General features: G+C 67.9%; 15 protein-coding genes. 14 read left to right on the forward strand and 1 reads right to left on the reverse strand.

Features of this window, described 5'->3' with window-relative positions:
* Positions 1 to 13: 13 nt before the first annotated feature.
* From FB384_RS15100 to prmC, 4 genes are all read left to right on the forward strand, one after another.
* Positions 14 to 1,369 (forward strand): GntP family permease, encoded by a 1,356-nt coding sequence (locus FB384_RS15100; protein ID WP_183783642.1) that lies wholly within the window; start codon positions 14 to 16, stop codon positions 1,367 to 1,369.
* Between the two features lie 448 nt (positions 1,370 to 1,817).
* A complete protein-coding gene (gene rpmE, locus FB384_RS15105) occupies positions 1,818 to 2,045 on the forward strand; it encodes a 50S ribosomal protein L31 (RefSeq protein ID WP_183783644.1) in 228 nt (75 codons plus the stop codon).
* Positions 2,046 to 2,249: 204 nt separating this feature from the next.
* Positions 2,250 to 3,320, forward strand: a complete 1,071-nt coding sequence (prfA, locus tag FB384_RS15110) for a peptide chain release factor 1 (protein ID WP_183783646.1) — start codon at positions 2,250 to 2,252, stop codon at positions 3,318 to 3,320.
* 260 nt (positions 3,321 to 3,580) lie between these two features.
* Positions 3,581 to 4,444: a peptide chain release factor N(5)-glutamine methyltransferase gene (gene prmC / locus FB384_RS15115; RefSeq protein WP_183783648.1), complete on the forward strand. Its 864-nt coding sequence runs from the start codon at positions 3,581 to 3,583 to the stop codon at positions 4,442 to 4,444.
* 8 nt (positions 4,445 to 4,452) lie between these two features.
* Here prmC and FB384_RS15120 read toward each other — a convergent pair whose 3' ends face one another.
* On the reverse strand, positions 4,453 to 4,800 hold the full coding sequence (locus FB384_RS15120) for a hypothetical protein (RefSeq protein ID WP_183783650.1): 348 nt from the start codon (positions 4,798 to 4,800) through the stop codon (positions 4,453 to 4,455).
* A gap of 117 nt (positions 4,801 to 4,917) precedes the next feature.
* Between FB384_RS15120 and FB384_RS15125 the strand changes: the two genes are divergently transcribed.
* The 10 genes from FB384_RS15125 (at position 4,918) to atpD (ending at position 14,497) form a co-directional block, all read left to right on the forward strand.
* Positions 4,918 to 5,568: an L-threonylcarbamoyladenylate synthase gene (locus FB384_RS15125; RefSeq protein ID WP_183783652.1), complete on the forward strand. Its 651-nt coding sequence runs from the start codon at positions 4,918 to 4,920 to the stop codon at positions 5,566 to 5,568.
* Positions 5,569 to 5,688: 120 nt separating this feature from the next.
* Positions 5,689 to 6,852, forward strand: coding sequence for a glycosyltransferase family 4 protein (locus FB384_RS15130; RefSeq protein ID WP_183783654.1), 1,164 nt, complete (start codon positions 5,689 to 5,691; stop codon positions 6,850 to 6,852).
* Positions 6,853 to 6,908: 56 nt separating this feature from the next.
* Entirely contained in the window at positions 6,909 to 7,586 is a 678-nt protein-coding gene (locus tag FB384_RS15135) for a hypothetical protein (RefSeq protein ID WP_407676082.1), read from the forward strand.
* Positions 7,587 to 7,828: 242 nt separating this feature from the next.
* The gene (gene atpB, locus FB384_RS15140; RefSeq protein ID WP_183783656.1) at positions 7,829 to 8,611 is read left to right on the forward strand and encodes a F0F1 ATP synthase subunit A; all 783 of its coding nucleotides are present in this window, start codon (positions 7,829 to 7,831) and stop codon (positions 8,609 to 8,611) included.
* A 130-nt stretch (positions 8,612 to 8,741) separates the two neighbouring features.
* Positions 8,742 to 8,978, forward strand: a complete 237-nt coding sequence (locus tag FB384_RS15145; protein WP_308216334.1) for an ATP F0F1 synthase subunit C — start codon at positions 8,742 to 8,744, stop codon at positions 8,976 to 8,978.
* Positions 8,979 to 9,027: 49 nt separating this feature from the next.
* Positions 9,028 to 9,570, forward strand: a complete 543-nt coding sequence (locus FB384_RS15150) for a F0F1 ATP synthase subunit B (protein ID WP_183783658.1) — start codon at positions 9,028 to 9,030, stop codon at positions 9,568 to 9,570.
* Between the two features lie 12 nt (positions 9,571 to 9,582).
* Complete coding sequence (locus tag FB384_RS15155; RefSeq protein ID WP_183783659.1) at positions 9,583 to 10,404, forward strand: F0F1 ATP synthase subunit delta; 822 nt, start codon at positions 9,583 to 9,585, stop codon at positions 10,402 to 10,404.
* 61 nt (positions 10,405 to 10,465) lie between these two features.
* Complete coding sequence (gene atpA, locus FB384_RS15160) at positions 10,466 to 12,106, forward strand: F0F1 ATP synthase subunit alpha (protein ID WP_183783660.1); 1,641 nt, start codon at positions 10,466 to 10,468, stop codon at positions 12,104 to 12,106.
* A 12-nt stretch (positions 12,107 to 12,118) separates the two neighbouring features.
* Positions 12,119 to 13,069 (forward strand): F0F1 ATP synthase subunit gamma, encoded by a 951-nt coding sequence (locus tag FB384_RS15165; protein ID WP_183783661.1) that lies wholly within the window; start codon positions 12,119 to 12,121, stop codon positions 13,067 to 13,069.
* Positions 13,070 to 13,072: 3 nt separating this feature from the next.
* Complete coding sequence (atpD, locus tag FB384_RS15170) at positions 13,073 to 14,497, forward strand: F0F1 ATP synthase subunit beta (RefSeq protein ID WP_183783662.1); 1,425 nt, start codon at positions 13,073 to 13,075, stop codon at positions 14,495 to 14,497.

The following is a 14,497-nucleotide window of genomic DNA, read 5'->3' on the forward strand; positions in this document are numbered from 1 at the left end:
CAATGGTGATGTCATGACATCCACGACGTGGACGCTCGTCGCAGCGGTCCTCGCCATCGCTTTGCTGCTCGGCCTGGTCATCTGGGTTCGGCTGCAGGCGTTCATCGCACTACTGATCGCGAGCATCGGGTTCGGGCTCGCCACCGGCACCAGCCCCGGTGACCTCGTCGAACTCATCGTCGAGGAGATGGGCGGCGGGCTCGGCCAGGTCGCGCTCGTCGTCGGCCTGGGTGCCGTGTTCGGGCACGTGCTCCAACGGGCGGGTGCAGCCGAACGGCTCGCCTCGACCCTGATCGACCGCTTCTCCGAGAAGCATGTCGCGTGGGGACTCGGGTTCGCGGGTTTCCTCGTGTCGATCGCCGTGTTCATCGACGTCGCGATCGTGATCCTCGTGCCGATGCTGTACACGATCGCGAAGCGCACCGGGAAGTCGCTGTTGTTCTACGGCATCCCGCTGTGCGCGGGCGTGAGCGTCACGCACACGTTCATCCCGCCGACCCCGGGGCCGATCGCCACGGCCGGCATCATGAACGCGGACCTCGGGCTGGTGATTCTCTTCGGCGTGATCTGCGGCCTGCCCGCAATGGCGATCGCCGGGCCGGTCTTCGGCCGCTGGATCTCGAAGCGGATCTTCGTGCCCGTGCCAGCCGACCTCGACGCCGCCCGCGGTGAGGCCGACGAGCGCGACCCGGACACGCTGCCGCGGTTCGGCGCCGTCGTCGGCGCGCTGTTGCTGCCGCTGGTGCTGATCCTCGCCGGCACGACCAGCGAGGCCGTGCTGCCCGAGGACAACGCCGCCCGAACCACGTTGGCGTTCATCGGACATCCCGTGATCGCACTGCTGCTGACCTGCCTGTACACGCTGTACTTCTTCGGCGTCCGGCGCGGCGCGACCAGGGACGAGCTGCAGCAGATGACGACCTCGGCGCTCGGTCCGGCCGGCGTCATCATCCTCATCACGGGTGCCGGCAGCGTGTTCGGCGGGCTACTTGTCGAATCGGGTATCGGTGACGTGCTCGCCGGCTGGATGAGCGATATGAACATGCCGCTCGTGTTGTTCGGATTCGTGACCGCGTCGATCATCCGCATCTCGCAGGGCTCGGGCACCGTCGCCATGATCACGGGTGCCACGCTCACCGCCCCGCTGGCCACGACGATGGGCGCCAGCGACGCGGTCGTCGCCCTGACCTGCATCGCGATCGCCAGCGGTGCTGCCGCGTTCTCCCACGTGAACGACTCGGGCTTCTGGATGGCGAACCGCTACTTCGGCATGTCGGTCGCCGACACGTTGAAGTCGTGGACCGTGATGAAGACGATCGTCGGCCTGACCGGCTGTGTCGCCGCGACGGCGCTGAGTGCCTTCGTCTGACACCGCGAGCGCTGCTACGAAGAGCCCCGGGGTGCACTGTGGCTGCAGCTGTCGAGCCCGCCGTATCTGTCGAGCCCGCCGTGCGGCGTTTGTCCGGTCGGGCGGTGGGGGATACGGGTGGGCGCAACCAAGGTGTGCTCGGGGGTTTATCGCCGGGGCGTCGTCCACTCTCGCGTTGTCGACAATCGCGAGGGGAGGATTCGGGGCTCCCGCCCGCCGGCCCGACCACCACCCCTCGCAGGCACGCCGACGCGTGGCTGCGTTGAATGTCCGAAGGTGCCCTTGGGGTGTGGGGCTTGGTGGCATCCGCAGGGTGCTCGTGTGGGAATGGCGGCGGCCCGGACCGCGTTGCAGGTGGTGACGGGCCGTCTGGCAGAATCGACCCGCTGACGTCCGGTCCCGGTTCACCTTCCTCGCGCAGGACCCGGGACCACGAAGAGAGGACACCATGAAGAGCGGTATTCACCCCGATTACGTCGTGACCGAGGTCGTCTGCGGCTGCGGCAACACCTTCACCACGCGCAGCACGCGGGACTCCGGCCACATCTACGTCGAGATCTGCTCGGCGTGCCACCCGTTCTACACCGGTAAGCAGAAGATTCTGGACACCGGTGGCCGCGTCGCCCGCTTCGAGGCGCGCTACGGCAAGCGCGGCAAGAAGGCCGACGCCAAGTAGCTTCACCGACGGCGCCCGTATCTGCCTGTGTGGCGGGTACGGGCGCCGCTTTGTATTTCGGCGACCCGGTTGTCCGACGACCCGGCATCCCGGTTCCGGTAGTCCGGCGACACCAGTGGTTCGGCTCGCCGGTGTTCGGGAGTCCCGCGAGTCGCGCCGACCAGGCGGCTCGCCCGGCGAGGTGATCAACGAAGGAGCAGTGCAGTGGAATCAGCGTCCCTGAAGGGGCTGCTCGACGAGTACGCCGAGCTCGAAGAGGCGCTCGGCGATCCGGCCGTGCACGCCGACCAGGCGCGGGCACGGAAATTGGGTCGCCGTTACGCCGAGCTCTCGCCGGTGGTGAAGACGGTCCACGAGCTCGAGGGCGTGAAATCGGACCTCGCGGCGGCCAAGGAGCTCGCCTCGGACGACCCTGCATTCGCTGAGGAGGCCGAGGAGCTCGAGGAGCGCATTCCCGTGCTCGAGGCGAAGCTGACCGAACTGCTCCTGCCGCGCGATCCCCACGACGGCGCCGACGTCGTGATGGAGATCAAGTCCGGTGAAGGCGGCGAGGAGTCGGCACTGTTCGCGGGCGATCTGCTGCGCATGTACCTGCGCTATGCCGAACGGCACGGCTGGAAGGCCGAGGTGCTCGGCTCCACCGAGTCCGACCTGGGCGGATACAAGGACGTCACGGTGTCGTTGAAGACCAAGGAGCCGGCTGCGGACGGTGTGTGGTCGCGGCTCAAATTCGAAGGTGGCGTGCACCGGGTGCAGCGGGTACCGGCGACCGAGTCGCAGGGGCGGATCCACACCTCGGCCGCGGGCGTGCTGATCTACCCCGAGCCCGAGGAGGTCGAGGTCGAGATCGACCCGAACGACCTGCGCATCGACGCCTTCCGCTCATCCGGCCCCGGCGGGCAGAGCGTGAACACGACCGACTCCGCGATCCGCGTGACGCACCTGCCGACGGGCGTCGTCGTGTCCTGCCAGAACGAGAAGTCGCAGATCCAGAACCGGGCGCGGGCGATCCAGGTGCTGCAGGCACGGCTGCAGGCGATGGCCGAGGAGGAGGCGGCAGCGAAGGCGGCCGACGCGCGCCGGTCACAGATCCGCACCGTCGACCGCTCGGAGCGGGTGCGTACCTACAACTTCCCCGAGAACCGCATCTCGGACCATCGCGTCAACTTCAAGGCCTACAACCTCGACCAGGTGCTCGAAGGAGAGCTCGACGCCGTGCTCGACGCGCTGCAGGCCGCCGACCGCGAGGAGCGGATGGCCGAGTCGCAGTCCTGACCCGCGGCGCCCGCCCGCGTGGGAGCCGCAGACAGTGAGGCGGACGCAAGCCCCTCTGCCCAGGCCGAACCTCGTGGTGAAGCGCGTCGTGCGGTCGGCGAATCCGTCCAGCGGACCGAACCGCCGAGGAAGTACCCAGCATCGTCCACCACTCCCTACCGGCACCGAGCGCGGTCCGGACCAGCTCGATGCGGCGCACCGGAGCCGCACTCGCGGGGCACGTCCCGCCCGAGGACTGACGAATATGCCAGGGTAGAAGGGTGAACAGACAGCCTCTCCGCCTGGCGATCCTGGAGGCGACGCGCATCCTCGAGCAGGCCGGTGTGGCCTCGCCGCGCAACGACGCGGAGCTCATCGCGGCTCACGTGCTGGGGATCGACCGTGGTCGACTCCCGCTGACGCCGCTGGTCGATCCGCCCGTCGTCGAGTCGATGCGCCGCGTCGTCGAACAGCGTGCCAAGCGGGTGCCGCTGCAGCACCTCACCGGATGGGCCGCTCTCGGGGACATCACCGTCGACGTCGGCGCGGGCGTGTTCGTGCCGCGCCCGGAGACCGAGCTGCTTCTCGAGTGGGGACTGAAGCTGCTGAAGGGGCGTGAATACCCCGTGGTCGTAGACCTGTGCACGGGCTCGGGCGCGCTCGCGCTCGCGGTCGCCCACGCGCGCCCCGACGCGGTCGTCTACGCCGTCGACAACGACCCCACTGCGCTCGCCTGGGCGCGGCACAACGCCGACGCGCGCGCCGCCACGGGAGACACGCCCGTCCGGTTGTACTCCGGCGATGTCACCGACCCGACCGTGTTCGCCGAGCTCGACGGGCTCGTCGACCTGGTGCTGTGCAACCCGCCGTACGTTCCCGAGGGCACCGACGTGTCGCGCGAGGTCGCCGACCACGACCCGCCACAGGCCGTGTTCGCGCCGGGGGGAGGACTGGCCGTCATCCGCCACGTCGTCGGCATGGCCGCGCGACTGCTCAAACCCGGCGGCGGCGTCGCCATGGAACACGACGACACCCACGGCGGTGCCGTTCCGGAACTACTGCGCGCGCGGAAGGTGCTGTCCGACGTGGCCGATCACCAGGACCTCGCCGGCCGTGCCCGGTTCGCCACCGCGCTGCGTGGCTGACACGTGCGCTACTGCGTCAGTGCCTCGTTGAGGAACGCGAGTGCGACAGCCGAAAGTGGCAGTGCCACGAACAGATGGACCATGACCCCGGTGAGCACCGCCCTGCCCGCCGACCATCTCGTGCCGCGCCTCCCGATGAGCCACACGAGCAGGGAGATCAGGGCGTAACCGGCGAGCACGAACGGCCAGAACACGATCGTCATGAGACCGCCACTCAAGGCCGTGATGTCGACCAGCACGTGCGCCACGAGCAGCGGGAGCAGGACCAGTAGTGTCCGGCCGAACCCGGCGGGACCGTGCCAGCCCGCTACGCCCGGTTGCGCATCGGCTCCCTCGGGCGTCGTCATGGGCGTCATCGGCGTCGAGTCCACCACGGCGCACGCGGTACCGCACCCGGCGGCCCGCCGGTTCGCAGTCCGGGGCACCGACCGCCGCTGCGAGTGGCCGACCCCGGCGGGTCTAAGCTGCCGGTCATGAGCGTGGTCTACGACTGCAGCGACCCGGATTCCCGCACCGACGGACTCAAGGCCGCGGCCGCATCGGTCCGCTCGGGACGGCTCGTGGTGCTGCCCACCGACACCGTCTACGGCATCGGTGCGGACGCCTTCGACTCCGCCGCCGTGCGCGCACTTCTGCAGGCGAAACACCGGGGGCCGGACATGCCGGTCGGCGTGCTCGTCGGCTCGTGGTCCACAGTGGACGGTCTCGTGCTCGGGGTGCCGCAGCAGGCGCGCGCCCTCATCGAGGCGTTCTGGCCCGGCGACCTGTCGATCGTGCTGCCCCACGCGCCGAGCCTGAACTGGGACCTCGGCACCACCCGCGGCACGGTGATGCTCCGCATGCCGCTGCACCCGGTGGCACTCGAGCTGCTCCGCGAGGTCGGCCCGATGGCCGTCTCGAGCGCCAATGTCTCCGGCAAACCCGCCGCGGCTAACGCGCAGGAGGCCGAGGAGCAGCTCGGCGAGTCGGTGTCGGTGTACCTCGACGGCGGCCCCAGCGGCGAGCCGGTGCCGTCGACGATCGTCGACCTGACCGGTTCGGCTCCCGTGTTGCTGCGGGAAGGTGCCGTGACGGCCGACTCGGTGTCCGAGGTGCTGGGCGTCGACCTCGGCCCGCAGGAGTGACGTCGGCGGTATGGCGATAGCGTTGCCCGCCGTGACCTCCCACCGACTCGCCTGGACCCACCGGATCCCCGGGGTTCGCCGCAGGGCCGGGGCCCGGGGAATCACCGGAACGGAGCGCCCGTGACTCCCACGGCGGGTCTGCCCATTCGCGAGTACATCCTGGTCGCGCTCGTGTCCGCGGCCGTGACGTTCCTGCTCACCGCCCTCGTGCGGAAGTTCGCGATGAAGTCCGGTGCCGTAGCGGTACCGCGGCAGCGCGACGTGCACGTGGTGCCCATTCCGCGGATGGGCGGGCTCGCGATGTACTTCGGCGTCGTCGGCGGGATGGCGCTGGCACACCAGCTGCCGGTGCTGCGCCGCGCGTTCGAGTACTCCTACGACCCGTTGGCCGTCCTCATCGGCGGCGCGGTGATCGTGCTCATCGGCGCGCTCGACGACCGGTTCGAGCTCGACGCCTGGACGAAACTCGCAGGCCAGGTCATGTGTGCCGGCATCCTGGTGCTGTTCGGCCTGCAGTGGGTCTCGTTCTGGGTGCCGTGGGGCGGCGAGGGCGAAGCCCTCGGTCAGGTGCTGATCCTCGACCGCAACCAGGGCGGCCTGCTGGCGGTGCTGCTCGTCGTGGTGATGGTCAACGCGATGAACTTCGTCGACGGCCTCGACGGACTGGCGGGCGGTCTCGGGCTCATCGCCGCCGCCGCGACGTGCGCGTTCTCGCTCGGCCTGCTCGCCTCGTCCGGAGGGGACGTCGGGACGTATCCGCCCGCGCTGATCGCCGCGACGCTGGCCGGTGCCTGTCTGGGGTTCCTGCCCCACAACTTCCAGCCGGCGAAGATCTTCATGGGCGATTCGGGGTCGATGATGATCGGCCTGATGCTGGCCGCGGCCAGCACCTCGGCGTCGGGGAAGATCAACTACACCTCGTTCGACGCGACCGACGTCGTCGCCCTGCTCTCCCCGCTGTTCGTCGTGGCGGCGGTGCTGTTCCTGCCGCTGCTGGACCTCGTGATGGCCGTCGTGCGGCGCACCCGCCGGGGCGAGAGCCCGTTCGCGGCCGACAAGATGCACCTGCACCACCGGCTGCTCGAGATCGGCCACTCCCAGCGGCGTGCCGTGCTGCTGATCTACCTGTGGGCGGGGTTGCTGGCATTCGGGGCCGTCGCGGTGACGCTGTTCGACACCGGCGTGGTGTTCTGGCTGACCTGCGTCGGCCTGCTGCTCGCGGCGACCGTGTCCGGAGTCCCTAGACTGAAACGACAGCGCGAAGGCCCCTCCGCGCGGTCTTGACCGGCTTCCGGGGTGCTGCGCCCAGTCCGCCACGTCCACGATCCGAAGGCCATCCGATGAATGCCGAGACCGAGTCAGCGACCCCGGCCGAGCCCGACGCCGCGGTCCGTGCCGAGCATGCACGGTCGGTGCACCGGCTGGCCGACGCCATGCTCAGCTGGGGGCTGCGGATCTCGCTGCCGCTCAGCCTGATCACCCTGGGTGTCTCGGTGCTGGTCGCGGGCACCGCTGGGCTGGTGGGCGGTGGTTTCGGCGTCGTGCTCGGTCAGGGGTCGGCGCTGGTGACGATCACGATGATGCGCATGGCCGCGCAGCGCGGTCCGAACTCGCTGCTGGGCTTCGCGCTCGGCGGATATGCGCTGAAGATGACCGCGCTGCTGGTCGTCATGCTGCTGTTGCGCGACGTCGACGGGTTCAGCAGGCCCGCACTGGCCTTCGGCATGCTCGTGGTGGTCGTCGCGTGGGCGGCGGGGGAGGTCGTCGCCTTCCAGCGCACGAAGACACCGACGCTGGTCATCCCGCCGGCGCAGTCCGCTCCCACCGATGCCGAGTCCGAGGGTTCCGGGCCCGCCGACCCGGGCGCCGAGGTGGGCGAACCGGCCGGCCGAGGGACAGGCGATGACGACGCCGAGACGGTCGACAGCGTCCCCACCGGACGTGACGCTGCTGACATTTCCGGCACGACGGCCGCCGCGGACGTCCCAGCGCACACGCGTTCCGGGAAAGACAACTGAATCGTTCCACGAATCCCTACGACATGGCGTAGTTCCAGGTCGGCGGCATTGCAAAACCGTAGAAGTATGCCCGTACGGCTGGGGCTGTTACGGGGCTGATAACGTCCCCGCCAAGGTTGCCCTTGCTTCACGTGAAGGGACACCCCGCATAGCACCGGATCTGCATCCGGTACGTTATGCCCAGGTTGCATCGATTCCCCCGGCGGAGTGAACGCCGGCCGGGAGAACCGGAAGGAGCCCAGTTGGGCGCGCTGGTACTAGCCGCGGGTGACGAATTCACGCCGCCGACGGCCGAGGCGTTTAATCTGCCTCCCATTTTCGGCTGGGTCACCAAACCCATGCTGTTGATTGTGCTGTCGGTCGTCCTGATCATCGGGTTCTTCCTGCTCTCCAGCAGGAAGCTGAGCGTCGTGCCTGGCAAGGGACAGTTCCTGGTCGAGTCGTTCTACGACTTCGGGCGCAACAACATTGCCCGGGAGCAGATCGGTTCGAAGGACTTCCTTCGCTTTTTACCGCTGATTCTGGGTCTGTTCAGCTTCGTCCTCGTGAACAACCTGTTCGGGATCGTTCCGATCCTGCAGTTCCCGACGATGTCGCACATCGGCTTCCCGCTCGCACTGTCGGTGCTGGTGGTCTACCCCGTGTACCACTACGCGGGCATCCGCCGGCACGGGCTCGGTGGCTACCTGAAGCACCAGCTGGTTCCGCCGGGCGCGCCGAAGGCCGTGTACATCCTGCTGACACCGATCGAGTTCTTCACGAAGTTCATCATGAACCCGCTGACGCTCGCGATTCGAGTTTTCGCGGCCATGTTCGCGGGTCATCTGCTGATCATGCTGTTCGGCATCTCAGCGGAGTTCCTGCTGCTCCACGGCGACGGCATCACGAAGATCTTCTCCGTCTTCTCGTTCGGCGGAGCGCTCGCGATTACGTTCATCGAGGTCTTGATCATGTCGATCCAGGCCTTCATCTTCGCGCTGCTGTCGGCCAACTACATCGGCGCGGCACTGGCCGACGAGCACTAGGAACAACCGCACCGACCCTCAGATCCCGGACGGCTCACGCGCGAGCGACGAGAACGTCCGTCCGAACCCACAGACAAGACATCCGTTACCGAACACGGACGAAGTTGGAAAGGGAAAACACGTGAGCTCCATTGTTCTCGCCCAGCAGGCCGCAGAGACCAGCATCAACTCGGGCCTTGCCGTCGTCGGCTACGGCCTCGGTGCCATCGGTGGTGGTATCGGTGTCGGCATGATCTTCTCCTCCGTCATCAGCGGCACCGCTCGCCAGCCGGAGGCCCAGGGCAAGCTGATGAACATCGGCTTCACCACCTTCGCCCTGGTCGAGGTTCTGGCGCTGCTGGGCTTCGTTCTCTTCTTCCTCGCCTGACGTCGGCGACCGCCGACGCCGGTAATGACAGGATGAAGTGGAGACGACGATGATTCTGGCGGCTGGAGAAGAGTACAACCCGGTGATGCCGCACGTTGCCGAGATCATCATCGGTCTGATCGCCTTCCTGCTTCTGTTGTGGGTGCTGCGCAAGTTCGTGGTGCCGCGCTTCGAGAAGCTGTACGAGGAGCGGACCGCGAAGATCGAGGGCGGCATCGAGAAGGCGGAGAAGGCTCAGGCCGAAGCCGAGCAGGCGCTGGAGCAGTACAAGGCGCAGCTGGCCGAAGCACGGTCCGAGGCCGCCAAGATCCGCGACGACGCACGGCTCGAGGCCGAGACGATCAAGGCGGAACTGCGTGCCGAAGCCGAGCAGGAAGCGAGCCGGATCGTCGCTCAGGGCGAGGCGCAGCTGCAGCAGCAGCGTGCGCAGCTCGTCGCTGAGCTGCGGGCCGACCTCGGCCGGAACTCGGTGGCGTTGGCCAGCCGGATCGTCGGTGAGTCGCTGGAGGACGAGGCCCGCAGGCGCGGCACCGTCGACCGGTTCCTCACCGAACTCGACGCCGGTGCCGACGGTGCCGGAGCCAGGAACTAGGAGTAGGCGCACATGACGCTGCATGCTGCGAGCCGGGACGCTCTTGGCTTCGCCGAGACCCGTCTCGACGAGGTGCTCGGCGATGCGGGCACGAACCCGTCCGCCGTCGGGGAAGAGCTGCTCTCCGTGGTGGAACTGCTCACCAGGGAGGTGGGGTTGCGGCGGTCCGTCGGCGACGGTTCGTCCGATCCCGAGGCCCGCAAGCGGCTCGTCAGGTCGTTGCTGCAAGGCAAGGTGTCCGAACCCGCCCTCGGCGTGCTCGACACCGTGGTGGGCAGCCGCTGGTCCAGCCCGCGTGAGCTGCTGGACGGCCTGGAGACCGTCGCCCGCAAGGCGCTGCTGATCAGCGCCGACAAGGCCGGGAAGCTCGACACGGTCGAGGTGGAACTGTTCCAGCTCGCCCGTATCGTCGAGGCGAGACCGGAACTGGAGCGGGCGCTGTCCGACCAGGTCGGGTCCGTCTCCGGACGACGGTCGCTGTTGCGCGGTCTGGTCGGCGAGAAGGTCGACGCGGTCACGCTCGTACTGGCCGAGCAGGTCGTGGCACGTCCGGGTGGACGTGGCATCGCGACCGGTATCGACGCGCTCGTCGAGCAAGCCGCGGCGTACCGCTCGAAGTCGGTCGCGTACGTCAGGAGTGCCACCGAGCTGACCGGCGGTCAGCGCGAGCAGCTGACCGCGCGGCTCGAGCAGATCTACGGGCGCAGGCTGGCCCTGCACGTCCAGGTCGACGACAAGGTGGGTGCCGGGCTCGTCATCCGCGTCGGTGACGAGGTCATCGACGGAAGCGTCGCGGGTCGCATCGAGGCGTTGCACAGGCAGCTCGCGGGCTGACGGCGCGGACGCAACACAAACTTTGCACAGTGGCAAGACACGAAGTGAGAGCGGGAACGACATGACGGAGCTGACGATCTCCTCGGATGAGATCCGCAGTGCGATCGAGAACTACGTCTCGAGTTACTCCCCGGAGGTAAGCCGGGAAGAGGTCGGCGTCGTCGTCGACACCGGTGACGGTGTCGCCCACGTCGAGGGCCTGCCGTCGACCATGGCGAACGAGCTGCTGGAGTTCCCCGGCGGCGTCTACGGCGTTGCGCAGAACCTGGAGCCGCGCGAGATCGGCGTGGTGCTCCTCGGCGACTTCGAGAAGGTCGAGGAGGGCCAGGAGGTCAAGCGCACCGGGCGGATCCTGTCGGTGCCGGTCGGTGAGAGCTTCCTCGGTCGCGTCATCGACCCGCTCGGCACGCCGATCGACGGCCTCGGTGACATCGAGTCGGACGAGCGCCGCGCGCTGGAGCTGCAGGCAGCCTCGGTGGTCGAGCGTCAGCCGGTCGACGAACCGCTGGCGACCGGTATCACCGCCATCGACGCGATGACGCCGATCGGCCGCGGCCAGCGTCAGCTGATCATCGGCGACCGCAAGACCGGTAAGACCGCGGTCTGCATCGACACGATCATCAACCAGAAGGCCAACTGGGAGAGCGGCGACCCGAACCAGCAGGTCCGCTGCATCTACGTCGCCATCGGCCAGAAGGGCTCGACGGTCGCCGCGGTGCGCAAGTCCCTCGAGGACGCGGGCGCCCTGGAGTACACGACCATCGTCGCCGCCCCGGCGTCCGACCCGGCCGGCTTCAAGTGGCTGGCACCGTACTCCGGTTCCGCGCTCGGCCAGCACTGGATGTACCAGGGCAAGCACGTCCTGATCGTCTTCGACGACCTGACCAAGCAGGCCGAGGCCTACCGAGCGATCTCGCTGCTGCTGCGTCGTCCGCCGGGCCGCGAGGCGTTCCCCGGTGACGTTTTCTACTTGCACTCGCGTCTGCTCGAGCGTTGCGCCAAGCTCTCCGACGAGCTGGGCGGCGGTTCGCTGACGGGGCTGCCGGTCATCGAGACGAAGGCCAACGACATCTCGGCCTACATTCCGACGAACGTCATCTCGATCACTGACGGGCAGTGCTTCTTCCAGTCGGACAAGTTCAACTCGGGTCAGCGTCCCGCCGTCGACACCACGACCTCGGTGTCGCGAGTCGGTGGTGACGCGCAGACCAAGGCCATGAAGAAGGTCGCCGGTACGCTGCGTATCGACCTGTCGCAGTACGAGGAGCTCAAGGCGTTCTCCGCCTTCGCCTCCGACCTCGACGCGGCCTCGAAGGCCCAGCTGGACCGCGGTGTCCGCCTGTACGAGCTGCTCAAGCAGCCGCAGTACTCGCCGGTTCCGGTCGAGCAGCAGGTCGTCACCGTGTACCTCGGCACCAACGGGCACTTCGACGATGTCCCGGTCGAGGACACCGCGCGGTTCAACAGCGAGCTGCTCGAGAACATGCGGCACAAGCACGAGGACGTCCTGGCGGAGATCCGCGAGAAGGGACAGTGGAACGACGAGCTGGCCGAGAAGGTCGCCGCCGCAGCCACGGAGTTCAAGAAGGGCTTCACCACCTCGGAGGGTAAGCAGCTCAACGAGGCCGAGGCCGACGCGATGGACGCCGAGAAGGTCGGACAGGAATCCGTGAAGGTGAACCGTCCGGCTCCGAAGAAGTAGTGGGCGGTAGCCATGGCACAGCTTCGTGAGCTCCGGTCGAAGATCCGGTCCACCAAGAACATCGGCAAGATCACCAAGGCGATGGAACTCATCGCCACCTCGCGCATCAGCAAGGCGCAGGCGAGGGTCGAGGCCGCGCGTCCGTACGCGTCGGAGATCACCGAGGTGCTCTCCGCGCTGGCGACCGCGTCGTCGAACCTCGACCACCCGCTGCTGGTCGAGCGCGAACCGGTACGTCGGGTCGCCGTGCTCGTCGTGACCAGTGACAAGGGGCTGTGCGGTGGCTACAACGCCAACGTCCTGCGGGCCACCGAGGAGCTCCTCTCGCTCCTGCGTGAACAGGGCAAGGACCCGCAGCTCTACGTCATCGGCGGCAAGGGCCTGAACTACTACACGTTCCGTGGCCGGGAGCTGGCCGGCAGCTGGACCGGGTTCTCCCAGCAGCCGCACTACGAGAACGCGGCCGAGGTCGGTGAGACCTTGGTCGATGCGTTCCTCGCCGGTGGTGACGACGAGGGCGGCACCGAGGGGCCGGACGGGGTACTGGGCGTGGACGAGCTCCACATCGTCTACACCGAGTTCCGGTCGATGCTGACGCAGACACCGGTGGCCAAGCGGATGGCGCCGCTGGAGGTCGAGTACACCGATGGTGAGGACGGTGCCGCGGAGGCAGGCGGTGGGGTCGCACCCGCGTACGACTTCGAACCGAACGCGGAGGCGCTGCTCGGCGCCCTGTTGCCGAAATACATCAACACGCGGATCTTCGCGGCGTTGCTGGAATCGGCGGCCTCCGAGCTGGCGGCTCAGCGGAACGCGATGAAGGCGGCGTCGGACAACGCCAGCGAACTCGTGGAGACCTACACCCGGCTGGCGAACCAGGCCCGCCAGGCCCAGATCACCCAGGAGATCAGCGAAATCGTCGGCGGAGTGGATGCGCTCGCCGCAGTAGGAAGTGATGACTGAGCTATGACTAGCACTGAAGCTGCCGTCAAGGGGCGCATCGTCTCGGTGACCGGTCCGGTCGTCGACGTGGAATTCCCGCGCGGCCACATCCCCGAGCTCAACAACGCGCTCAAGGTCCAGATCGAGTTCGCCGAGCTCCGCAAGACCGTGACGCTCGAGGTCGCGCAGCACCTCGGCGACAACCTGGTCCGTGCGATCTCGCTCGCGCCGCAGGACGGTCTCGTCCGCGGCGCCGAGGTCACCGACACGGGCTCGGCGATCTCCGTGCCGGTCGGCGACAAGGTCAAGGGCCACGTCTACAACGCGCTGGGCGAGTGCCTCGACGAGCCCGGCTACGGCTCCGACATGGAGCACTGGACCATCCACCGCCACCCGCCGGCGTTCGACCAGCTCGAAGGCCGCACGCAGGTGCTGCAGACCGGTCTGAAGGTCATCGACCTGCTCACCCCGTACGTGCAGGGTGGCAAGATCGGCCTGTTCGGCGGTGCCGGTGTCGGCAAGACGGTGCTGATCAAGGAGATGATCACCCGTATCGCCAAGAACTTCGGTGGTAGCTCGGTGTTCGCCGGTGTCGGTGAGCGCACGCGTGAGGGCACCGACATGTTCCTCGAGCTGAGCGAGGACGGCACCATCGACAACACGGCCCTCGTGTTCGGTCAGATGGACGAGCCGCCGGGCACCCGTATGCGGGTCGCGCTGTCCGCGCTGACGATGGCCGAGTACTTCCGCGACGTCCAGAACCAGGACGTGCTGCTGTTCATCGACAACATCTTCCGGTTCACGCAGGCGGGCCAGGAGGTCTCGACGCTGCTGGGCCGCATGCCCTCGGCGGTGGGTTACCAGCCGACGCTGGCCGACGAGATGGGTGTGCTGCAGGAGCGGATCACCTCGACCAAGGGTCGTTCGATCACCTCGATGCAGGCGGTTTACGTGCCGGCGGACGACTACACCGACCCGGCTCCGGCGGCCACGTTCGCCCACCTCGACGCCACCACCGAGCTCTCGCGTGGCGTGTTCCAGAAGGGCATCTTCCCGGCGGTCGACCCGCTGGCGTCGAGCTCCACGATTCTGGACCCGGCGATCGTCGGTGACGAGCACTACCGAGTGGCCTCCGAGGTCATCCGGATCCTGCAGAAGTACAAGGAACTGCAGGACATCATCGCGATCCTCGGTATGGACGAGCTGTCCGAGGAGGACAAGCTCACGGTGCAGCGGGCCCGCCGCATCGAGCGTTTCCTCTCGCAGAACATGCTCGTCGCCGAGGTCTTCACGGGCCAGCCCGGTTCGACCGTGCCGGTGACCGAGACCGTCGAGGCGTTCGACAAGATCGCCAAGGGCGACTTCGACCACTACCCGGAGCAGGCGTTCCTGGGCATCGGTGGCCTCGAGGACCTGGAGAAGAAGTACCACGAGCTCACCGGCAAGTGA

It is taken from the genome of Prauserella sediminis, from assembly GCF_014195435.1.
GTDB lineage: Bacteria > Actinomycetota > Actinomycetes > Mycobacteriales > Pseudonocardiaceae > Prauserella > Prauserella salsuginis.